The organism is Methylocapsa polymorpha, from assembly GCF_045689225.1.
GTDB lineage: Bacteria > Pseudomonadota > Alphaproteobacteria > Rhizobiales > Beijerinckiaceae > Methylocapsa > Methylocapsa polymorpha.
Genome location: NZ_CP136862.1, coordinates 3,987,874 through 4,009,068 on the forward strand (window position 1 = coordinate 3,987,874; position 21,195 = coordinate 4,009,068).

The window sequence follows — 21,195 nt, forward strand, 5'->3', positions numbered from 1 at the left end:
GGCCCTACCCCGCTCTTGCTGAAATTTCCGTCTCGAACGCGAGCTCGGCGCGAAGACTGTGAAGATCGCGGTTGATCGTTGCGACGGCCAGCAGCTTGCCTTCATGACGATAGCCTATCGCGCAGTCCCGCGCATCGAGGCTTCCGTCTATGTCGGCTCTGTCCCATGCTTCGGCATGGCCGACATAAGCGATGGCGACGTCATATTGCTCGGTCCAGAAGAAAGGGACGGCGTCGAATCTTTCGCGGCGGCCGAGAATGTTGCGCGCCGCGGTCTGACCTTGGCGCTCGGCGACCACGAAATGCTCGATGCGGATTCGCTCGCCGGTCAGAGGATCCGGCCAGCGCGCGATGTCGCCGGCGGCGAAGATATGTGGGACGCTCGCCTCGAGATATTCGTCTACCAGCACGCCGCGATCGATGGCGAGGCCGGCTTCTTCGGCCAAGGCGGTCGCGGGCCGCACCCCGACGCCGATGACGACCAAGTCAGCTTCAAGGATCTCGCCATTCTTCAGCGTGACGCTGCGCGCGTCGATCGAAATGGCCGTCGTTCCGAGGTGGAATGTCACACCGTGGTCTTCGTGCAGCTTGCGGATGAATGATCCCACCTCCGGTCCCAAGATGCGCTCCATCGGGATCGCCTCCGGGCCCACGACATCCACCTCGATATTGCGCGCGCGAAGCGACGCCGCGACCTCGAGACCGATGAAGCTAGCCCCGATCACGACAGCGCGTTTCGTCGTCAGGGCCTTGGCGACAAGTGCGCGCGCGTCGGCGAGCGTGCGTAAATAGCGCACATGCGGAAGGTCTCCGCCGGGCATCGCGAGGCGCACCGGTTCGGCGCCGGTTGCGAGAAGCAGCGCGTCATAAGCGTATTGCGCTCCATCCGCGAGCTGGACGCGCCGGGCTTTTGTATCGATGGCCGCGACGCGGGCGTCGAGCTTCAGGTCGATGGCGCGCTTTTCATAGAATTTCAAAGATCGCAAAGGAATCCAGTCCTCCGGCGCGGAGCCGGCGAGAAAGCCCTTCGAAAGGTTTGGGCGATCATAGGGGATCGAATCATCGGCGCTCAACATCGTGAGCCCGCCGGCATAACCTTCCCGCCGGAGCGTCTCCGCGGCGGCATTGCCGGCCGCGCCGCCGCCGATGATCACAACCGACTGGGGCAAGCCTGGCGCCGCCAAGGCGGGCGGTCGCGGCGCGGCCTCGACCTTGTCGCGAACAAAGATGGTCCCGTCCCGCCGCTCGACGCGCCAACAGGACACTGGATTCAGCGCTGGCGCGCGCAGCGCAGCGCCAGTGCGCAGGCTGAAACAGGCGTGATGCCAGGGGCAACGCACCGTTTCGCCGACGAGAAGTCCCTCGCCGAGCGGTCCGCTGTAATGCGAGCAGACGGCGCCTATCGCAAACAGCTCATCGCCCCGGCGCGCCAGCAGCACGGCCTCATCGCCGATATGGCCAACGAGCATGCCGCCATCCGCGAGATCATCGAGCGGGACGCCTTGGCTGAGATCCGGGCCGGCCGCCTTTTCAGCTTCTTCTTCACCCATCGAAATCTCCTCCGCCCATGAGGGAACGCGTTGGCCAAGGCCTGGCGGCGTTTCACGTGGATCACCGACATGACGCGCGCTTGACGTAGACGTTCGCGGCCAATCGAGAGTTCCATCACTCAACTGATTCAGCTTCAGCTTTCGTTTTGCTTTATGTCAGCGTGCGCCCATTTTAGGATCGGCGCTTCCGCGCTGAACCCGCAAAGCAACTATTGGCGTCAGCCAACGAGCGAGTCTCCCTATGACCTCTGCAAAGGCCGCGTTGATCCCGAGCCGCATTAACGTCGCCGAGCTTATGGGAGGGTTCGGCTTCCCGGAGCGCCAATTGGCGCAAGGCGACCTCGTCGTGCGCTCGCCGATCAACGGCGCCGAAATCGCTCAGCTCTCGACATCGTCGCGCGGCGACGTCGAACGCATGATCGGCGAGGCGCATACGGCGTTTCTCGCCTGGAGAACCGTCCCGGCGCCGAGACGCGGCGAGCTTGTCCGCCTTTTCGGCGAGGAGCTTCGCGCCCATAAAGCCGCCCTCGGCCGTCTCGTCTCGATCGAAACCGGCAAGATCCTGCAGGAAGGCTTGGGCGAAGTTCAGGAGATGATTGACATCTGCGACTTCGCGGTAGGTCTGTCGCGCCAGCTTTACGGGCTCACTATCGCGAGCGAGCGAGCGAGCCATAAAATGATGGAGACCTGGCGCCCGCTCGGCGTCGTCGGAATCATCAGCGCCTTCAACTTCCCCGCGGCAGTATGGGCGTGGAACGCGGCAATCGCTCTCGTCTGCGGCGACGCCCTTGTCTGGAAGCCCTCTGAAAAGACGCCGCTCACGGCGCTCGCCTGCCAAGCGCTGCTCGAACGCGCTGCTGTGCGTCACAACAACGCCCCGGCGCGCCTTTCCTCGATCATCCTCGGCGGGCCAGAACTCGGCGAGGCGCTGGTCGATGATCGTCGCGCGCCGCTGGTGAGCGCGACAGGCTCGACGCGCATGGGCCGCGCCGCAGCGCCCAGGATCGCCGCCCGCTTCGGCCGGGCAATCCTCGAACTCGGCGGCAATAATGGCATGATCGTCGCGCCATCCGCCGACCTCGACCTCGCGGCCCGCGCGGTCCTTTTCGCCGCCGCCGGGACCGCGGGCCAGCGTTGCACGACGCTTCGCCGGCTGTTCGTGCATGAAAGCATCTATGATGGCTTCCTGGCGCGCTTGAAAAGGGCCTATGTCCAGATTGCGGTGGGCAATCCGCTGGAGGCCGGAACGCTTGTCGGTCCCCTCATCGACAAGCGCGCCTTTGAGGCGATGCAGGCGGCCTTGGCCGAGGCGCGCGCCGAAGCGGGCGTCATCGCCGGCGGCGAGCGCGTCCATGCCGAGCTTTGGCCCGACGCCTATTATGCGCGCCCGGCCATCGTCGAGATGGCGGAGCAGACGCCGCTCGTTCGCCGCGAGACTTTCGCGCCGATCCTCTACGCCATGCGCTATCGCGATCTCGATGAAGCGATCGCTCGGCACAACGCCGTCGCGCAAGGGCTCGCCTCCTCCATCTTCACCAATGATCTGCGGGAAGCCGAGCTTTTCACTTCAGGCGAAGGCAGCGATTGCGGCATCGTCAATGTGAATATCGGCCCATCCGGCGCGGAGATTGGCGGAGCGTTCGGCGGGGAAAAGGAGACCGGCGGCGGGCGCGAGTCGGGCAGCGACGCATGGAAGGCCTATATGCGCCGCGCCACAACCACCATCAACTATTCGCGCGACCTGCCGCTGGCGCAAGGCATCCGCTTTGACGCGCCGGATGGGTTCGAGTGAGCCTCAGCTGACCCGACCTTGCCCGATGCCCTTTGGAGCCTGTTTGAAAGCCTCTCATCCTTCGAGGCGCCCTCGCCCTTCGAGACGGCCCTTCGGGCCTCCTCAGGGTAAGGGCTCAGGTTTAGTGGAAGCTTTCGAAACAGGCCCTTGGGGAGTTGGCCTCGCGCAAAAATATTTCGCCGGCACAACTCTTCGCGATCCCCCCTGCGTCATCGAAATGTCGTGACGGCGAGCGCTCTTGTGCGCCAAGAGGCTTTTCGACGCGCATCAATTGCGGAGCCGTCCCATGGATTTCTACAGGCGTTTCACTTTCCTCATCTGCGCTCCGGCCTTCGCCGAGCTTGACCTCGAAGGGCTGCGGCTTCAGCAGATCATCAGCGCGATCGAGCGACTTGGCATTCAAGTCGTGCGCGCGCCGCGGATCGAAGACGCGGAGCTCGCCGTCCAGACTGACGCGGCGATCGGCTGCATGGTGGTCGATTGGGGCAAGAAAGGCGTCGAGGGAAAGACGGCGGCGCTCATCAATCTCATGCGCCGGCGCGGCCTCGAAATGCCGATCGTCATGCTCGTGCGGCGCAAGCAATTCGAGGACATCCCCGTCGAGGTGCTCGACTATATTGACGGCTATCTCTTCCTCGCCGAAGAGACGCCGGAATTCATCGCGAGAAATCTCGTGAGCCGCCTCAAGCAATATGCGGAGACTCTGAAAACGCCATTCTTCGGCGCCCTTGTCGATTACGCCGAGCAGGGCAATCAACTCTGGACCTGCCCGGGCCATAATGGCGGCGTTTTCTACGGGCGAAGCCCGATCGGTCGGATCTTCGTCGAACATTTGGGCGAGGCGATCTTTCGCGACGATCTCGACAATTCCGTGCTCGAGCTTGGCGACCTTCTCACGCATGAAGGCCCGGCGCTGCGCGCCCAGAAAGAAGCCGCAACGATCTTCGGCGCGGAGAAGACCTATTTCGTCCTGAACGGCACGTCGTCGTCGAACAAGATCGTGCTTTCGGCGCTTGTCGCCGAAGGCGATCTTGTGCTTTTCGACCGCAACAACCACAAGGCGGCGCATCATGGGGCGCTGTTCCTTGGCGGCGGGATTCCCATCTTCCTGGAGACCGACCGCAACTGCTATGGCCTGATCGGACCGATCTATCCCGAGGCGCTCGATGAGGCGCGCATCCGTGAAAAGATTCGCTCGCATCCGCTCGTCAAAGACCCTGAGGCGTGGCGGCGCGAGCGGCCTTTCCGCGTCGCCGTCATCGATCAATGCTCTTACGATGGGACAATCTACAACGCGCGCATGATCCTCGAGCGGATCGGTCCTCTTTGCGACTATATCCTCTTCGACGAGGCCTGGGCCGGCTTCATGAAGTTCCATCCGATATTCGCCGGCTGCTTCGCCATGGGCCTCCATGAGCTTGGGCCTGGCCATCCGGGAATCATCGCGACGCAATCGACCCACAAGCAGCTCGCTGGCTTCTCGCAGGCGTCGCAGATTCATGTGAAGGACAGCCATATCCGCGGCCAGGAGCGACGGGTCGGGCATCAGCGGTTCAACGAGTTCTTCCTGCTGCACGCATCGACCTCGCCCTACTATCCCTTGTTCGCCTCGCTCGACGTCGGCGCGCAGATGATGAAAGGCCGCTCCGGCGAGATCCTGTGGGACGACACCATCCGGCTCGGAATCGAGCTGCGCAAAAAGCTGCGCGCCGTTCGGAAGGAATTCGAGGAGCGCGAACGCGATCCGGCGCGGCGATGGTTCTTCGACGCCTTCGTCCCCGATCGCGTCGCCATGCCGGCCTCACATCCAGGCGAAGCGCCGCGCGAGATCGCCTGGGAGAGCGTTCCAACCGACGCGCTTGCATCGGACGCGCACTATTGGGAGCTAAGTCCTGGCGCGGCCTGGCACGGATACAGGCATACGGCGCAAAATTTCGCGATGGTCGATCCGATGAAGCTCACCTTGCTCACGCCCGGCTTCGATCGGCGCAACGGCGCCTATGAGGCGCATGGGATTCCGGCGCCGGTGGTGGCGCAATATCTGCGGGAGAACCGGATTGTCCCGGAGAAGAACGATCTGAATTCCCTACTGTTTTTGCTCACGCCGGGAGTCGAGTCGAGCAAAGCCTGGACGCTGCTCAGCGCGCTCGTCGCCTTCAAGCGGCTGCACGACGAGAATGCGCGGCTTGAGGAGGCTATCCCCGAATTCGTCCGGCAAAGGCCTGTCCGCTATTCCGGATTGCGGCTGCGCGACCTCTGCGCCGAGATGCACGGTTTCTATCGCGACAATGGCGTGAGCGCCTTGCAGACGGCGCAATTCGCACCGGACCATCTGCCGGACATGGCCATGCCGCCGCATGAGGCGGTTCGCCAGATGGTGCGCAACAAGGTCGACTATCTTCCGATCGAGAAGGTCTTCGGCCGCGTCGCGACGACCCTCTTCCTTGTCTATCCGCCCGGGATTCCATCGATCGTTCCCGGCGAAAGATTGAATGAGCGCGCAAGGCCCATGCTCGATTATCTGAAGATGTTCGAACGCAGCGCCAATCTTTTCCCCGGCTTTGAGGCGGAAATCCAGGGCGTCTATCGCGAGGCCGAGCCGGATGGATCTATCCGCTTCTACACCTATGCGGTTCGCGAGTAGCGATCGGCGTTGACAGACCAGATCAACGAGAATCGCCGGGAAGAGCGGAGGGAAGAGAAATGTCGCCGGGGCCGAGCGCGCGTTGCATCAAGACAGTGTCGGTCCATTTGCCGAACTTGAACCCTATGGCCCGCAGGAGGCCGGCGCGTTCGAACCCGAATGACTCGTGCAGCAGAAGTGAAGGCGTGTTTTCTGCGTCGATATAAGAAATGATCTGGCGATACCCGGCTTCGGCGCAGGCGTCGATCAACGCCGGAAGCAGATGCCGGCCAACGCCTGATCGAAGATGATCCTTATGCACATAGATCGAATGCTTGACCGCATATCGATAGGCGGGCCGCTTGCGAAAGGGAACAACATAGGCGTAGCCGACGACAGCGCCCGCATGTTCCGCGACAAGGTGCGGGAGACGATGCTTGAGCATCGATTTTCTTCTCCGCTTGATGTCCTCGGGATGAAGCGGCTCCGTCGGATAATCGCCGACGCCATGCTGAACGTGATAGGCGTAGATGGAGATCATGGCCGGCACGTCCTCTTCAGTCGAAGGACGCACGGTGATGTCGAATGGCTGATCGAGCATATCCTGACTTCCGGGCTCTGGCGCTCCAGCCGGCCTGGGCGGGGCGACCGAGATCCCTGCGCCAATCGGGATCTCCAAGGCCGCACGACAGGCTCAAGGATCGAGACGCCTTGCAGAACAATCTCGGACTCCGGCCTATCTGGCTCGATCGACTCAACGCGCCGATCAAGGCGACTCAGTTGAGGAAGCATCATTGAAAAATGAAGGCTTTATGACGGTAGAAGCCCTTTCTCCAAGGCGGGACGAAGAACAGCCCTGCCGGCGCGGGAAAAGCCCTGATCGGGCTTGGGATGGCTATCTGCGTGCGGCTTAAGCGCATTTGACGCGCATCAAACTGTTCCGATAGCGAAAAGCGCATCATGTCGCGCCTAAGACGCTTTGATGGAGGCGAGCATGCGGCTCAGTTCAAGCGCCATTTCCGACGGCGGGCCGATTCCAATCAGCTTCACCTGCGATGGCGAAAACCTATCGCCGCCGCTTGCCTGGAGCGAGGCCCCGAGCGAGACCCGCAGCTTCGCGCTTCTTTGCGACGACCCTGACGCGCCGTCGGGCACGTTCCATCATTGGGCCCTCTATGACATTCCGGCCGATCGAACCGAGCTTGCGCAAGGCGCCGACCGCAACGCCTCGACGGGAGGGTTTCATAGGGCCCTCAACGACTTCAATCGACTGGGCTATGGCGGCCCATGCCCGCCCCGCCGCCATGGACCTCATCGTTATCAATTCAGGCTGCTCGCGCTCTCGGCCGAGCATTTGACGCTGCGCAAAGACCCCTCCTGCCGTGATGTCGAACGCGAGGCGCGCAAATTCGTCCTTGACGAGGCCGGTTTTGTCGGACGCTACGAGCGATGACTTTCTCCAATCCGGAGGTTGGAGCGCCTCGCCGATTTGAGGAAAATCAATCCTTCAACTCAGCAATGGCGTATCTGAAGACGCACAATGCAACGATCGGAGAGGAAGCGTCATGTACAAGCATATTCTCATTCCCACTGACGGCTCCGATCTCTCCAAGCTAGCCATCCAACATGGCATATCATTGGCTAAAGCGACAAAGGCCCGGGTCACGAGCATAACGGTCATAACGCCGAGCCAGCTCTTCACGCTGGAGCCGGATATCATTACGGAAACCGTAGAAGACTATAAAAAGCACATGGTGGCCTTTGCAACCAAATGCCTCGATCAGGTCAAGACCGCGGCGCTTGCGCAAGACGTAAGTTGCGACGTGATGTATGTGGAGCACGATCATCCCTATCAGGCGATCATTGACGCCGCGACCAACCAACATTGTGATTTGATCGTCATGGCTTCGCATGGTCGGCGAGGAATTTCCGCCGTCGTCCTTGGCAGCGAGACCGTCAAGGTTCTCACCCACAGCACGATCCCCGTTCTCGTCTACCGCTAGGGACGACCACGATGGAGCGCGGCCGGTCGGGCAAAGGCGCGCCAACCCTGATCGAGGCGCAGACCGTTGCAATTCCGCCCATTGGCCTGGGCGGAACCTTGCGCATCCCACTTGGAGCCTCCGCGATCGTCATCTTCGCCCACGGCAGCGGGTCCAGCCGATTCAGCCAGCGCAACATGGCGGTGGCCGAGGCGTTGAACGATCAAGGCATAGCAACGCTCTTGTTGGATCTCCTCATCTCCGAGGAAGAGGCTGATCGAGCCAATGTATTCGATATTCCGCTTCTGGCCGACCGCGTCGTTCACGCTATTGAATGGGCCGGGCGCGAGCCAGCCACGCGGGCGCTTCACATCGGGCTCTTCGGGGCGAGCACGGGCGCGGCCGCGGCGCTTGTAGCGGCGGCGCGGCTTGGAGATCGCATCGGCGCAATCGTCTCCCGCGGCGGCCGCCCCGATCTTGCCGGCGCCGCGCTCGACCAAATACACGCGCCGACGCTCCTCATTGTTGGCGGCGTCGACTATGTCGTCATTGACCTCAACGAACAGGCCTTCGCCCGGTTGCGCGGACCGAAAGCGTTGGAAATCGTGCCTGGCGCAAGCCATCTGTTTCCAGAACCGGGCGCCCTCGAGGCCGTGATCGATCTCGCTGCAGAATGGTTCCGACGCTATCTCGTTCCAGCTTCTGGAAAATGAAGCGGCGTCACTGCGACCGAAGGGAGGCCGGCATGAGCTTCAGGAATCGTTCGGATGCGGGCCGAAGATTGGCGGCGAGGCTCGCGACCTACAAGGACCAGCAGCCGGTGATCCTCGCTTTGCCGCGCGGAGGCGCGCCCGTCGCCGCGGAAGTCGCGGCTGCGCTCGAAGCGCCTCTCGACCTCGTCCTGGTGCGCAAGATCGGCGTCCCTCTGCAGCCTGAATTGGCCATGGGCGCCGTTGTCGATGGCGCTTCGCCGATCATCGTCCGCAACGAGGACGTCATCCGCCTCGCGGGCGTCGATGAGTCGGAATTTCAAGCCGTCTGTGATGATGAGCTCGCCGAAATCGAGCGGCGGCGGCAACGCTATATTGGCGATCGCGCGCGGCTCGACGTCAAGGGCCGCGTCGCTATCGTCATCGACGACGGCGTCGCGACAGGCGCGACGACCCGCGCCGCCCTGCAGGCCATCCGTTCGCGACAGCCGCGGAAGCTCGTGCTCGCCGTGCCTGTCGCCCCAACCGATGCGCTCGCTTCCATGCGCGAGGAAGCCGATGAGGTTATCTGCCTCGAAGATCACGAGATATTCGGAGCGATCGGCTATTTCTACGACGACTTCCGCCAGACGACCGACCAGGAGGTCATCGATATTCTGGCGCGCTTCCCCGCCGGATCGGGCGAAGCTGAGCGCGCCGGGCCGGACAGCCCTGACAAATGAGATAGCCCATAGCCGCCCCAAAGACGCATCGCCCTTTCGAAACATTATTCCTCGAATGCCGGCGGCGACGGCTTCTCCTCCTTGGCGCCTTCGATCGGCTCGTTTTCCTCCATAGGAACCTCCGCCTCGATCTCTACCGGCTCGACATCGATCAGCTTCGCATCTTCATCGACGCTCTCGTCATATGAGTAGTGTTTTTCGGTCTTTTTGGGTCCGGCTTCACTGCCTTTGTGGGATTGAACGCTCATATTGATTCTCCTTGCAAGTGACGCGTCTGCATCGAAAGATACAACAAGGATGGTCAGATGAATGAATTCGTCAACATGCGTGCAAATCTTCAATTGACCACGTCGCGTCGGCGCAGCGTCAATCTTCCATCATGCGCCAGGTTGACGGATACATTTAGCGCCGAGCTTTCGCGGTCGAGTATCCGGCGCATCCACTCGACATCGGCGCTCGAAGCTGGGACAAGCTGAAAACGCCGAATCTGAAGCGGTATAAGTTCAAGTGCGGCAAGACGCTCCGTCGAGGGCTCGAAAGAGGCTAAATACATAACGGCGAGATCGCCGCGAAATTCCTCGTAGCCGCGAATGCCCTCATAGTCGTTCAAGAAGTCGCCGCATCCATAGAGGATAAGCCGGTCCTTGTAGATTTCGATGGCCTTCGCATGATGCGAGGAATGGCCGTGGACGATGGAGACATGAGCCCGGTCAATGAGCGCGCGCGCAAATCGTCGTTGCTCCTGTGGAATCTCATATCCCCAATTCGGTCCCCAATGAATGGACGCTATGACCACATCGCCCGGTCGCCGGACGCTCGCCATGAGCTTGGCGATCCGCGCGACGCTTTCATCCGTGAAGTCCGGAAGAAGATTCACTCCGGCGGCCTGTTTCGTGGCGGCCCATTCCCACGGAACGCCGCTTGTCGGCGAAGCGAATGAGAATACGAGAACTCGTCCTTTGTCGGCAATCTCGATAACGGCCGGCGCGCTCGCTTGGGCCAAATCGCGGCCGGCGCCGGCGGTCTTGATCCCTAAGCGTTCGAGCACGTCCAAGGTTTCGAGCAGTCCGGCGCGTCCCCAATCGAGAACATGATTATTGCCGAGAACGCAGCAATCCAAGCGGGCCGCAAGCAGGCGCTCGGCGTTTTCTGGACTCATTCGATAATTAATGCCCTTTTCGACATAGGCGTCGCTGTGCGTAATGCTGGTTTCGAGATTGACGATGCGCGCGTCCGGCGGCGCTCGGCGCCACTCGTCCAAGGCCGCGCCCCAGATATAGGAAGCGTGCGCCGGCGCAGGAATCGGTCCACTCGCTTGCTCGGCGAGCCGAACATAATCTTTGGCTGAACGTATGTAACCTTCATGCAGACAAGGGTCGCAAGGATGCGGCAAGATCTGATCGACGCCGCGCCCCGTCATCACGTCGCCGCAGAGAAAGACTCGAATGATCGGGCTCGCCGCGGGGCGATCGGGTATGGACAGAGCAGAAAAGCTCATGCTCAAGACCTCCGCCGTTGGCGGCTTCAGCTCGGCCAAAGGCCATGCAGATCCTTAGGCGTAACGGCTTTTGCATTTTCGAGCTCGGCGGGCGGCAGACGCGCCGCGAGCAGAGCAAATACCGCGCGGGCGACTTGCTCGGGGTCAATGCCCGGCTCGCGATGCACGCCGTCGTGAATGCGCTCCAAGAAGGCTTGGCGGTTCTTCGTCGGCGCGTGTCTGGCTGCATGCCAGCCCTCGTAGTAGAGGCCGCGCAACAATCGCGGCAAACATCCTCCGATATAGATCGCCTCCTCGCGCGGCAGCCAGTCGCGCAGCGCATGCAGCGCCGCGATCAGGGCCGAATAGGCCTTGTTGCGATCACGCCAGCCAAGCCGCAACGTAAGATCGTCAACCCACTCCGTAGTCTCGCGCAGGACGTTATCGAGTTCTTGCAGGGATCTGATCGCCACGTCTGCGCTCTCTTTCGCCGCGCCGCCCCGACGCTTCAGGCGCGCTGCGAATATCGGCCTGCGGGGAAAGAAAGATCTTGCGACAGATCAAACTCGAGACTTGTTGAACTGCCGCGCCCAGGCAATTTGATTGAAATCAAACGGGCGCGCATCGGACCGACGTAGGTATCCGCCATGCTGCTTTTCGCGCTCAACGCCACCCGGACCTTTGCGGAAGAGATCGCGGCGACGCTCGGGGTCGAGCTCAGCGCGCATGAGGAACGCGAGTTCGAGGACGGCGAGCACAAGGCCCGCCCCCTGGTGAGCGTGCGCGGCGAGGATGTCTATGTCATCCAGAGCCTGCATGGCGGCCCCGACCAATCGCCCAATGACAAATTCTGCCGGTTGTTGTTCTTTCTCGCGACGATGAAGGAAAATGGCGCCGCCCGCGTCACCGCGGTCATCCCCTATCTCGCCTATTCCCGCAAAGATCGACAGACGAAACCGCGCGATCCGGTGACGACCCGCTATGTCGCCAAGCTCATCGAAGCGGTCGGGGCCGATCGCGTCATCACGCTCGATGTGCATAATGTCGTTGCGTTTCAGAACGCATTTCGTTGCGAGACGGTCCACCTCGATACGCGGCGCCTGTTCGCCGCGCGCGCCCTTGCGCTTGTGGGCGATAGAAGAGTTGTCGTCGCGTCGCCAGATCCAGGCGGCGTCAAGCGGGCTCAGCTTTTCCGAGAGACGATCGAAAGCATGCTCGGCAGGCCGGTCGGCGGCGCCTTCATGGAGAAGCGCCGCAGCGCCGGCGTGGTGACCGGAAACCTGCTCATCGGGGACGTCGCCGACGCCACGGTCCTTATCGTGGATGATCTCATCAGCAGCGGCGGCACCATGACCCGCGCGGCGCGCGCCTGCCGCGAAGGCGGCGCAAAGGCGGCCTATGCGTTCGCCGCTCACGGACTCTTCACAGGCGACGCCGCAAGCGCCTTGCGCGATCCTGATCTCGCCAAGACTTTCGTCACGGACACCGTGCCGCCGTTCCGGCTCGAAAAAAGCCTCGTCGGCGGCCGCGTCGAGATTGTCAGCGCCGCGCCGCTCTTTGCAGAGACCATCCTCGCCCTTCACGAAGGCAATTCGATCAACGCGCTTCTGGAAGGCCGGGACTGAGGCTCTACAGCGCCGCAAGCTCCAAATATTGCTTGGCCAGCGGCAACCATTTCTCCGGCTTGCGCTGGTCATGCTCCAGAATATGGACAAGCGACAAGCGGGCGCGCAAACAGGCGCGATAGGCGCGATAGAAGGAAACGAGCTCAGGCGACGGGTCGTCGCCTGAATGCTCGGCATAGGCGCCCAGAAGGACCGGCCCGATCCAATCCGCGCCGAGCCGGCTGCATTCCAGGCCAAGATAGGTCAGCTCGTCCACCGGATCGACAAGCCGGAGCCGCCGGTTGAACTCGAGGCAATCGATGATGACCGGCGGATAATCGAGACAGACATGCTCCGGCCGAAGATCGCCATGTCCCTCGACAATTCGGCCGGAGTCCACGCGCGCTTTCAGCACATCGCTCCGGTTGCGCAACATGTCCTCGACAAAATCCAAGATCCGTTCGACGCGCCCGCCGTCAAGAGCAAATTGGGGGGCGGCGAGCACCGCTTTGTTATGCGCGTGCTCTTCAATGAAATTGGCCACATAGGCCGCCGGCGCGAGATCCGCAGGCAGAGCGCGCGCGTAGAACCGGACCAGCCGCTCGGCGACCGCATCTATTTCCTGCCGGGCCACCATCCCGGCGAGGATCGCGCTATCGAGCATGCGGTCGCGCGGGAGACGCCGCATGACGACCAGCCAGTCGACCGTGCGCCCCTGCCCCTCTATCGCGAGGCGTCCGTCGTCGCTCCGGGTCAAGGGCGCCACGCCTAGATAAACGTCTTCGGCTAGCCGACGGTTGAGCCGCAGCTCCTCACGGCAATCTTTTTCACGCGCCTCTATCGATCTGAAATCGAGGAACGAATGCCGGACGGGCTTCTTGAGCTTATGGACGCGCTCGCCCGCCAGGAAGACCCAGGACATATGGGTCTCCTCAGCCGCGACCTCCGCCGGCCTAGGATAATAGGCCTCGGGGCTCTGGAGGAATTCAACCTTTTCCTCAAGGGAGGTCTCGGGCGCATCGTTCAAGCTGAGCTCGGTCATTCGCAAGCTATTTGTCATCATAAGGTCGAGGCGTAAACTGTTGACTGAGATCAAGGCGAGCGCCCTTCGACGCCCTCACTTTGATAACTGCCTCGCCGGAGCCGCCGGAGGCCGAGCATTTGGAGAATAGACATGACCACGCTCGCCCCGCCGCCGCCACATCTGGCGCGCCTGTTCAATCGCCTCGACGCCGCCGATGCAAGCGACCCGCTCTTGAGGATCGAGCTCGAATTCTGGCGCAACAAACGCGGAAGCCGACTCATGCCGACGGCCGACGATCTTGCTCCGGAGCCGGATCTCATTGCGGCGCATATTTTTGTCTTCAAGCGCTCCAACGGGACGAATGAATGGGAAGCAAGCCGCGCCGGCTCTGAGGCCGCCGCTCTACTTGGACTGGCTTCTCAAGACAAAAGGCTTTCGAAATTGCTCGCGCCGCGCATTGCCGCGCGTCTGCGGCGCCTCTTTGAGACCGTCGCTGAAACGGCCGAGCCTTTGGCCGCCGCGTTCGAGCTTCGCGTCAAGCCAGATCGCCGCCTGTGGATCGAAATTCTCGCGGCTCCGCTGTCATCCGATGGGCGCCATGTCGACGGCGTGTACGGCGGCATAACATCCCGCCTGGAGGCGGCGGCTCCGGCCGCGCGCTGACACCCCCGCCGATCTTGCGACGCCTTTGCTGCTGGCGCCGCTTCTAATGCGGGCCATCATAGGCCGAAGGGATAGGTGTCGGGCGCGCCATGCGGCCGCCCGCCTGCGAGCGGCGTCACGGCGCTGGTTTGCTCGAACCAGACATAGGCGTCGAACTGATCGGCCAAGACGGCTTGGAAATAATGGCTCGATAATTCCGTTTCAGGCCGGTAGACGACTCCAATGGCCCGCTCCAGCCGCGGCTTCGACAGGATTTCCCGCAATTCGCTTTTGTCGCCCGCTCGCCAATCGGTCAGGGAACGCTCGACAAAGGTCTGCCGAAAGACGCGCTCATGGCTGTCGGGACGCGCGGGGATGATCGTCTTCACTTCCATGGGTCCGTCCCAATCGCTCGCCGCGGCGACAGTCCCGCGATCCGTGCCGAAGCCGATCAGCGCCGCTGAGTCGCCGAAGGCCGAGCGGCACGATTCGCCGATATTGAACTCGCCTTGCCAGCCCATGGCGGTCGCGGCGGCGTTGCCGATATGAGAGTTGTGCGCCCAGACGACCGCCTTCGCATCGCCGCCGCGGGCCGAGAGCAACCGCGTGAGCGTATCGAACATGTGGCGGTCGCGCAGATTCCACGATTCGGTCGAGCTGCGATACATCAGCCGATAATAATGCTCCGCCGCCCGCACCACCCGGGCGTTTTGCGCGGCGTCAAAAAAGGATTGTCCATCACGGCGGACATAGGCGAGCCGGCTCTCGAGCAGCGCGCGCAATTCCGCCACGACCCCTTCCTCGCAAGGCGACTTGCCGAGACGGAGCGCAGCTTCGCCATAGCGGGAAGGATCGTCCTGCCACGGCGTAAGGCAGCCGTAGCGACCACGGGCGGCCTTGGCTTCCTCGGGGTCGACCCGATCAAGATAAGCGAGAACGGCGGCGATCGAGCTTCCCAGACTATAGATGTCGAGACCGCGAAATTCGGTTCGAGCCTCTACAGGCAGCTTCTCATTATGCGCGCGCAGCCATTCGAGAAAATCATGCACTTCGACATTGCGCCACATCCAGACCGGGAAGCGCGAAAAGGCCTCCTCGGGCGATGGTTCATGCGCTTTCAGGCGCACATGGCGGTCGATCCGCGCGGCGTCCGGCCAATCGGCCTCGACGGCGACGATATTGAACCCATGCTTTTCAATGAGACGGCGCGTGATCGCGGCGCGGGCCTTGTAAAATTGCGATGTGCCATGCGTCGCCTCCCCGAGAAGAACCACTTTCGCATCAGCGAACCGATCGAAAGGCCTGCCGAAATCCTCCGCTGCGTCCGGCGAGGGCAAAGGCTCGCAAGACGCGCGAAGAATCGCCGCCGCCTCATCGGCTCCTTGGGCCCGCAGCGCCTCGGAAAAGAGAAGGTCGGCCATGACGGGCCCTCATCTGGAGCATGATCGAAGGCGGCCCAGCGTCGATCTCCGGACCTAAAGCAAATGGTGCTTGCCGATCGCGCGAACCGTGCTGGCCTGCGGGCCTTTTTCTCCGATCTCCTCGACAAAGCGGACCTCGGACCCGACCGTCAAATGATCGAAGGCGCTGTCGAGAACGCTGTTGCGGTGGAAGTAGACCTCACGGCCGTCAGGGGTCTCGATGAATCCATAATCCTCTCCGGCGAGGAATTTCGATACGCGGCCATGATCCTCCACTTCGTGCGGCTTGACCTGACCGCGCAGCTCGCGGGCGACGTCCTCGATTTGCCGCTGCGCCGCGGCGAAAGCGTCCTTGATCGCGACTTCGACATGCTCATGTTCCGGCGCATCGCCGTGCGTCTTGGTGACGATGACGTCCTTGTGCTCCGGCATCGCGATGCGAATGTCGATCTTGAATAGATCGCCGCTGCGATGTCTCGTCTGCGGCGCGATGACCGTCACGTTGCAGCTCGTGATCCGGTCGTGAAATTTCTCCAGCCGCTTGGCGTGTTTTTCGACTTCGGATCGAATCGCCTCCGACGGCTCCGAATTCTGGAATGTGATTTCAAGCGGCACTTGCATTTGTAATCCCCTATCTCAAGACCTGTTGCGTTCAAGATTGCGTGGCTGGGTCTGTGCAGCGGACCCGCCTGATCGAGGATGGCGGTCGCCGAACGTGAAACGCCGCTGCTCGCGCGACGCTTCCCGCAATGGCGCCCTCACTCACAGACGGCCGGTTTCGAAGCCTTCGCAGGACAGATCGAACTTTGAGAGACCTTCCTCGAGAAAGTCCGAAACCTGCGGGATGCCGATCAGATAATCGGCGGTCGAGCCCTGGCGTCGGCTCCGCGCCTCCGAAACAGCGATCTTCCATTCCTCCGGGGAGAAATCGCCGCGTCCCAGCCAGCACAGCGCGACGAGCTCGCATTGCTCGTCTTCGTCCATGCTATCGATGAACTCCTTCAGCTCCTTGCGGACGCTATCGTCCTTCTCCGACGAGTAGACGCTTACGAAATTGTCGTCGCTCGCGTTGGAGGAATCATCCACATCCGCATCTTCGTCCTGGACGTCGAACTCGCGCGCCTTGATGATGACGAAGCAGACTTTGTCGGAGTTGATATCGGGCATTGTTGGCTCCCTGCCGCGCTGCGCAGTCGCTGATCTTCTAAGCCCGCCGGCAAGGCGGAATCTTGCGCCAGATCAATTCAACGGCGCCCCCCGCGCGCCTATGCTGAATCTTGACAGGAACGTGGGGACATCGGCGCGGTTGCATATTAGCTCTGCGACAGTTGCGCCGCGTCGCGAATGGTCCCCGATAGAAACGCGACGAAGTTCAAACCGCTTAATATTCGTTCACGCACCGCTTGTATGATCTCGAGGCGCTTGTTCGGGTTTCGCCGCAATCGCTCCATCTTGGAATTCAGCTCTTCCGCATTGCGGTACATGAACTGTTCCGCCAGGGCTCCAAGCTCTTGATGGAGGTCCTCCTTCCAGTCGACGAACATGAATCCGCCCGCCGCAAAACAGTTCAACACCTTTGCGTTACTCCCGTGAATGAAGGGCGTATGGGTGATGTCAACGGCAAATTGGTAGCGCGCATAAATCTCGCCGAGCTTTTCAAATGGAACGCTACCCATTGCATTGAATAGACCGGAACGGCCGAGGTCCGCGACGAAATCCGGATCGGTGAAGCCACCGTAAAAGTCGATCGGCGCCGCGAGCGATTTGAACACGGTTGTCCTGAAGGCCGTCAAGACGACGTCGGTCGTCAGCGGCCGTCCGAGCGACCAAAAGAATGAATGGTCGGGGTGAAGCTCGGCGATCCCCGCCGCAACCTTTTGGGCGGCGATCTCTTCGTAGGCGCGCCAGGCGGCCGTTCCCCAGTCCTTGCACTTCACATGGGTCACGTAGTCCTTGATCTCTTGCACCACCGGGTCGTCGCCATAGGCCGAGATGGCGCCGCCGGCGCTCAGATTGCCGACGAAGAGGACGCGATCCGTGATCAGACCGTTCGGCGGCTCTGGCTGGCCGTTCAAGAAGATATTGTGGCCCGGAACGACATAGCGCCGAACCGAGCCAGGCTTCCATACGCCCAATCGGTCGAAGACCTCGATATGCCCGGAGTCCGGCACATAATGGATAAAATTCTTGCGGACGAGACCATCAGTGAGCTTTGCGAGGCTGCCCGGAAGCGACTCCTGCCGCTGGACCGGCGCATAGCCGAGCAGAAACTGCGGCGCATGCGTGATCAGATGGTCCCAGAGCATGATGATCGGCACGCCTAGCTCATCGGCGAACACATTGCCAAGTGGCGTCGGGCGCTGCGGAAACGTCAGATAATCCCGAAACCTTTTCTTGTAATAGGAGGCGCGCTTATCGAGGATGAGCCCATAAGACGAGTTCGGCAGCGACAAGCCGACGTTAGGCTGAAATTTCCGTGCCGCCTTCATTTGGGCGGCGAACCTTGCGTCGCTGCCGGACAGATAGGCGTCGCAGTCGAACAGGAATATGTTTGGAAAGCTCAGCCTGAGCGATTCGACGATCGTGAGCGCGTTCTGCCAGTCGTTGCCGCCGAAATATTGGCGCGGCGGCATTGCTATGATCAGACGTATTGAATCATATTTTTCGTTCTGACTCATCGAAACAGCCGCTTGCCCTGAAATGATTGCGGTAAACTTTGCCGGACAGGACGCCGACGATCAGGATAGCGTCGCGCCGGACGTGCGCGCCGCTTGAAGAATATTCGCGACCGCATCGGAGACGATGTCGACGAATTCAAGAGGCATTGTCGGGTAGAATGGAAGCGACACGGTCTCGTCTCCCATCCGTTCGGCGATCGGAAAATCGCCCGCGCGATGGCCGAGAGCGTCGGCGAAATGCGTCAGGAGGTGGATAGCGCGATAATTCACGACGGTCTGAATCTGCCGCTTGTTCAATTCCGCGATCAAGCGATCCCTCTGGCCTTCGCCGACCCAGATTGGGAAGAGATGACGCGCATGCACCGCGTCGGCGCGGGTTGTCGGCATCCGAACCGTAGAAATTTCGCTCAGCTTATCGGCATAGCGCCTGGCGAGCTTCTCACGCTCGCCGAGCTTTGCGTCCAGCCGCTTCAATTGCGGAATCAGGATGGCCGCCTGAATATTGTCCATGTTGTATTTCCAGCCCAACAGGGTGGCGTCCCAATGGACATATCCTTCGCGATGACGATCGGCGGCCGTCTTCGTCATTCCGTGCAGGCGCAGCAACCGCAGCTTATCTACCAGATCGTCGCGGTCCGTCGCGACGGCTCCGCCTTCCCCGCAGGTCAGATTCTTCGTCGCGTAGAAACTAAAGCATGCGGCGTCCGAGAGCTGGCCCGGCCGGACCCCGTCGCGAACGCCTTCCACGCAATGGGCGCAATCCTCGATGATCGCGAGGCCGCGCCGGTCGGCGATCTCACGCAGTGCGCGCATATCGCACATCAAGCCATAGAGATGCACGGGGAGGATCGCCCGCGTGCGCGGCGTGATCGCCGCTTCGACGCGAGCCGCGTCGAGATTGCCGGTGTCCGGCTCGACATCGACGAACACCGGCGTGGCGCCCGCCTCCTGGATCGCCGTCGCCGTCGCAATGAATGTCATTGGCGTCGTGATCACCTCATCGCCCGGGCCTATGTCGAGGGCGAGAAGCGACATGTGAATCGCGCCGGTGCAGCTCGTCACCCCCAGCGCGTGGCGCCGGCCGAGATAATCGGCGAACATGCGTTCGAATTGCGCAACCTTGTCGCCTGTGGTGAGGATTGGCCCTGCGAATACATCAGCGATCTCATCGAGCTCCGGCCGGCCGAGGTCATGACGATAGAACGGCACCGGTTGGCTCAATGAAGTTCCCTCTTTCCGGCGGCGTTGATGATCGGGATATGACGCATCCAACGCTGTGGAGTCCACCAGTCCTCATTGGCCACATACCACGAGATCGTTTCGCGCAAGCCGTCTTCGAAAGAGACGCTTGGCTTCCAGTCCAGGGCCTCGATCGCCTTTGAAGCGTCGCAGGTATGCCGGAAGACCTGGCCCGGCCGGTCTCCGGTGAAATGAATAGGACTGGCGGAATTATGCATCGTGGCCTTCACGGCTTCGGCGATCTCGCGCACGCTGACGTCCCGTCCCGTGCCGAGATTGAAGACCTCGCCGATAATCTTGCTGCGCTCCGCATGGATCAGTTTATCGAGCGCATCGCAATGATCCTGGACGAAGAGAAAGTCGCGTCTGGCCGAGCCGTCGCCATGCACATTGAGGGGCTCCCCCAAAAGGCAGCTCGTGACGAAGCGGGGGACGACTTTCTCGAGATGCTGAAAAGGACCGAAATTATTGAAGGGTCGGACGATCACAGTCGGAATGCGATAAGTCATCCAGTAGGAATAGACGAGGCGATCCGCCCCGCATTTGGCGGCGGCATAGGGGCTCATCGGGTTCAGAGGATGGTCTTCGTCCATGATCGAGCCGGTGGCCGTGCCGTAAACCTCGGAGGTGGAGATATGGACAAACAGCTCGACCCGGTCACGATGGCGAAGAACGGAATTGGCGACGACCTGGGTGCCAAGAACATCGGTCTCGAAGAAAAGGCGATTGTCGAAGATCGAGCGGGTCACATGCGACTCGGCTGCGAAATGCAGGACGACGTCGGAGCGGGAGACAAGAGAGTCGACGACATCGGCGTTCAGCACATTGCCGTACCAGAACTCGAAGCGGTCGCTGTCGAAACTGTTTTCCGGCAGGTTCGTGATGCTGCCGGCATAGGTCAGCGCGTCGAGGACAAGGATCTTGTAATCGGGATATTTGCGATAGATGTGGCGGACGAAGTTGCTGCCAATGAAACCGGCGCCACCTGTGATCAAAAGCGTCTTCACGCGTTCCCTCTCAGTACGGAATTGCTGTTAGACCCGACATTGAGCACCAAGTCCAGCGCCGAGAGGCAGGGAATGAAATCTCCGTGGAGCTGCGGATATGTAGGGTGATTGAAGTTCTGCCATTCTACGCCGATCCCGGCGTCGAGGAAAAGCCCAGTGTCCAGATAGTCCTGGGCGGCATTCCCGGACAGATATTTGCTCGCTGAGAAATGCTGGCAGATCGCCAAGAGACGCCCGCTTTTATCGCCCTCGATCCCGAGCTCGGACGACCTGAACAGAGGCCGCCGAAATGAGAGCCATCGACACATCATGTCGACGATGGCGAGGTCAATATCCACGAGAAACCGCCAGGTTTTCGTCAGCACGGCTTCGAGCTCCGGGAGATAATCCGCGACATAAGGAGCCCGCGCATAATTCTGACGAATGGCCCCGATGATCTTGCGCGGCCAGTTTTGCTGATAGTCGATTTCGGCGTCCAGGATCCTTTGACCGTGCTTGCTGCTATGCAGCACAGGAATCGTGACCCACGCCGGGCCCGACGGCGACTTGATCCGATTGCGGTTGCGCCAGCCATGCTTGTCGAACTGCACGTCATCATAATAGACGAACACGTCGCTGCGAAACATCTGGTCAAAGAATCCGAGCCACGGCAAAAAGCCTGGTTGAAGAATCACCACCGTGGTCAACCCGCATCCTCCAGAGCCGAAGGACGCCCTAATAGGAAA

Annotated in this window: 21 protein-coding genes; 8 read left to right on the forward strand and 13 right to left on the reverse strand. The window is 61.3% G+C overall.

Going from position 1 to position 21,195, the window contains the following annotated elements:
• Positions 1-4 precede the first annotated feature (4 nt).
• Positions 5-1,549, reverse strand: a complete 1,545-nt coding sequence (locus RZS28_RS18340; RefSeq protein ID WP_407339154.1) for an FAD-dependent oxidoreductase — start codon at positions 1,547-1,549, stop codon at positions 5-7.
• Positions 1,550-1,790: 241 nt separating this feature from the next.
• Here RZS28_RS18340 and RZS28_RS18345 point away from each other — a divergent pair, with 241 nt between their 5' ends.
• Positions 1,791-3,341, forward strand: coding sequence for an aldehyde dehydrogenase family protein (locus RZS28_RS18345; RefSeq protein ID WP_407339155.1), 1,551 nt, complete (start codon positions 1,791-1,793; stop codon positions 3,339-3,341).
• Between the two features lie 286 nt (positions 3,342-3,627).
• Complete coding sequence (locus RZS28_RS18350) at positions 3,628-5,985, forward strand: Orn/Lys/Arg decarboxylase N-terminal domain-containing protein (RefSeq protein ID WP_407339156.1); 2,358 nt, start codon at positions 3,628-3,630, stop codon at positions 5,983-5,985.
• Positions 5,986-6,007: 22 nt separating this feature from the next.
• On the opposite strand, the gene RZS28_RS18355 is transcribed toward RZS28_RS18350, so the two are convergent.
• The gene (locus RZS28_RS18355) at positions 6,008-6,565 is read right to left on the reverse strand and encodes a GNAT family N-acetyltransferase (RefSeq protein WP_407339157.1); all 558 of its coding nucleotides are present in this window, start codon (positions 6,563-6,565) and stop codon (positions 6,008-6,010) included.
• A gap of 393 nt (positions 6,566-6,958) precedes the next feature.
• Here RZS28_RS18355 and RZS28_RS18360 point away from each other — a divergent pair, with 393 nt between their 5' ends.
• The 4 genes from RZS28_RS18360 (at position 6,959) to RZS28_RS18375 (ending at position 9,378) form a co-directional block, all read left to right on the forward strand.
• Complete coding sequence (locus RZS28_RS18360) at positions 6,959-7,417, forward strand: YbhB/YbcL family Raf kinase inhibitor-like protein (protein WP_407339158.1); 459 nt, start codon at positions 6,959-6,961, stop codon at positions 7,415-7,417.
• A gap of 112 nt (positions 7,418-7,529) precedes the next feature.
• Entirely contained in the window at positions 7,530-7,967 is a 438-nt protein-coding gene (locus RZS28_RS18365; protein ID WP_407339159.1) for a universal stress protein, read from the forward strand.
• Positions 7,968-7,978: 11 nt separating this feature from the next.
• On the forward strand, positions 7,979-8,659 hold the full coding sequence (locus RZS28_RS18370) for a dienelactone hydrolase family protein (protein WP_407339160.1): 681 nt from the start codon (positions 7,979-7,981) through the stop codon (positions 8,657-8,659).
• A 32-nt stretch (positions 8,660-8,691) separates the two neighbouring features.
• Positions 8,692-9,378: a phosphoribosyltransferase gene (locus RZS28_RS18375; RefSeq protein ID WP_407339161.1), complete on the forward strand. Its 687-nt coding sequence runs from the start codon at positions 8,692-8,694 to the stop codon at positions 9,376-9,378.
• Between the two features lie 44 nt (positions 9,379-9,422).
• Here RZS28_RS18375 and RZS28_RS18380 read toward each other — a convergent pair whose 3' ends face one another.
• From RZS28_RS18380 to RZS28_RS18390, 3 genes are all read right to left on the reverse strand, one after another.
• Positions 9,423-9,626 carry a hypothetical protein gene (locus RZS28_RS18380; RefSeq protein ID WP_407339162.1) on the reverse strand — a complete coding sequence of 68 codons (204 nt, stop codon included), beginning with the start codon at positions 9,624-9,626 and terminating at the stop codon, positions 9,423-9,425.
• 89 nt (positions 9,627-9,715) lie between these two features.
• Complete coding sequence (locus RZS28_RS18385) at positions 9,716-10,876, reverse strand: CapA family protein (protein ID WP_407339163.1); 1,161 nt, start codon at positions 10,874-10,876, stop codon at positions 9,716-9,718.
• 26 nt (positions 10,877-10,902) lie between these two features.
• Positions 10,903-11,328: a DUF2267 domain-containing protein gene (locus tag RZS28_RS18390; RefSeq protein WP_407339164.1), complete on the reverse strand. Its 426-nt coding sequence runs from the start codon at positions 11,326-11,328 to the stop codon at positions 10,903-10,905.
• A gap of 174 nt (positions 11,329-11,502) precedes the next feature.
• Between RZS28_RS18390 and RZS28_RS18395 the strand changes: the two genes are divergently transcribed.
• The gene (locus RZS28_RS18395; protein ID WP_407339165.1) at positions 11,503-12,480 is read left to right on the forward strand and encodes a ribose-phosphate diphosphokinase; all 978 of its coding nucleotides are present in this window, start codon (positions 11,503-11,505) and stop codon (positions 12,478-12,480) included.
• Between the two features lie 4 nt (positions 12,481-12,484).
• Here the strand turns inward: RZS28_RS18395 and RZS28_RS18400 are convergent, their stop codons facing one another.
• Positions 12,485-13,501, reverse strand: a complete 1,017-nt coding sequence (locus tag RZS28_RS18400; protein WP_407339166.1) for a hypothetical protein — start codon at positions 13,499-13,501, stop codon at positions 12,485-12,487.
• A gap of 132 nt (positions 13,502-13,633) precedes the next feature.
• Between RZS28_RS18400 and RZS28_RS18405 the strand changes: the two genes are divergently transcribed.
• Positions 13,634-14,146 (forward strand): PAS domain-containing protein, encoded by a 513-nt coding sequence (locus RZS28_RS18405; protein ID WP_407339167.1) that lies wholly within the window; start codon positions 13,634-13,636, stop codon positions 14,144-14,146.
• 56 nt (positions 14,147-14,202) lie between these two features.
• Here RZS28_RS18405 and RZS28_RS18410 read toward each other — a convergent pair whose 3' ends face one another.
• The 7 genes from RZS28_RS18410 to RZS28_RS18440 all read right to left on the reverse strand — a co-directional run bounded on the left by RZS28_RS18410 (position 14,203) and on the right by RZS28_RS18440 (position 21,147).
• On the reverse strand, positions 14,203-15,546 hold the full coding sequence (locus RZS28_RS18410) for an erythromycin esterase family protein (RefSeq protein WP_407339168.1): 1,344 nt from the start codon (positions 15,544-15,546) through the stop codon (positions 14,203-14,205).
• A gap of 54 nt (positions 15,547-15,600) precedes the next feature.
• Positions 15,601-16,167: an HPF/RaiA family ribosome-associated protein gene (locus RZS28_RS18415; RefSeq protein ID WP_407339169.1), complete on the reverse strand. Its 567-nt coding sequence runs from the start codon at positions 16,165-16,167 to the stop codon at positions 15,601-15,603.
• 141 nt (positions 16,168-16,308) lie between these two features.
• Positions 16,309-16,713: a DUF3775 domain-containing protein gene (locus RZS28_RS18420; RefSeq protein ID WP_407339170.1), complete on the reverse strand. Its 405-nt coding sequence runs from the start codon at positions 16,711-16,713 to the stop codon at positions 16,309-16,311.
• Positions 16,714-16,859: 146 nt separating this feature from the next.
• Positions 16,860-18,224 (reverse strand): glycosyltransferase, encoded by a 1,365-nt coding sequence (locus RZS28_RS18425; protein WP_407339171.1) that lies wholly within the window; start codon positions 18,222-18,224, stop codon positions 16,860-16,862.
• Positions 18,225-18,284: 60 nt separating this feature from the next.
• Positions 18,285-19,445, reverse strand: a complete 1,161-nt coding sequence (locus RZS28_RS18430) for a DegT/DnrJ/EryC1/StrS family aminotransferase (RefSeq protein ID WP_407339172.1) — start codon at positions 19,443-19,445, stop codon at positions 18,285-18,287.
• On the reverse strand, positions 19,442-20,470 hold the full coding sequence (locus RZS28_RS18435) for a dTDP-glucose 4,6-dehydratase (protein ID WP_407339173.1): 1,029 nt from the start codon (positions 20,468-20,470) through the stop codon (positions 19,442-19,444). Before RZS28_RS18435 ends, RZS28_RS18430 begins: the two co-directional genes overlap by 4 nt.
• Entirely contained in the window at positions 20,467-21,147 is a 681-nt protein-coding gene (locus RZS28_RS18440) for a WbqC family protein (protein WP_407341172.1), read from the reverse strand. The genes RZS28_RS18435 and RZS28_RS18440 overlap by 4 nt, the downstream gene beginning before the upstream one ends.
• Positions 21,148-21,195: the final 48 nt, after the last annotated feature.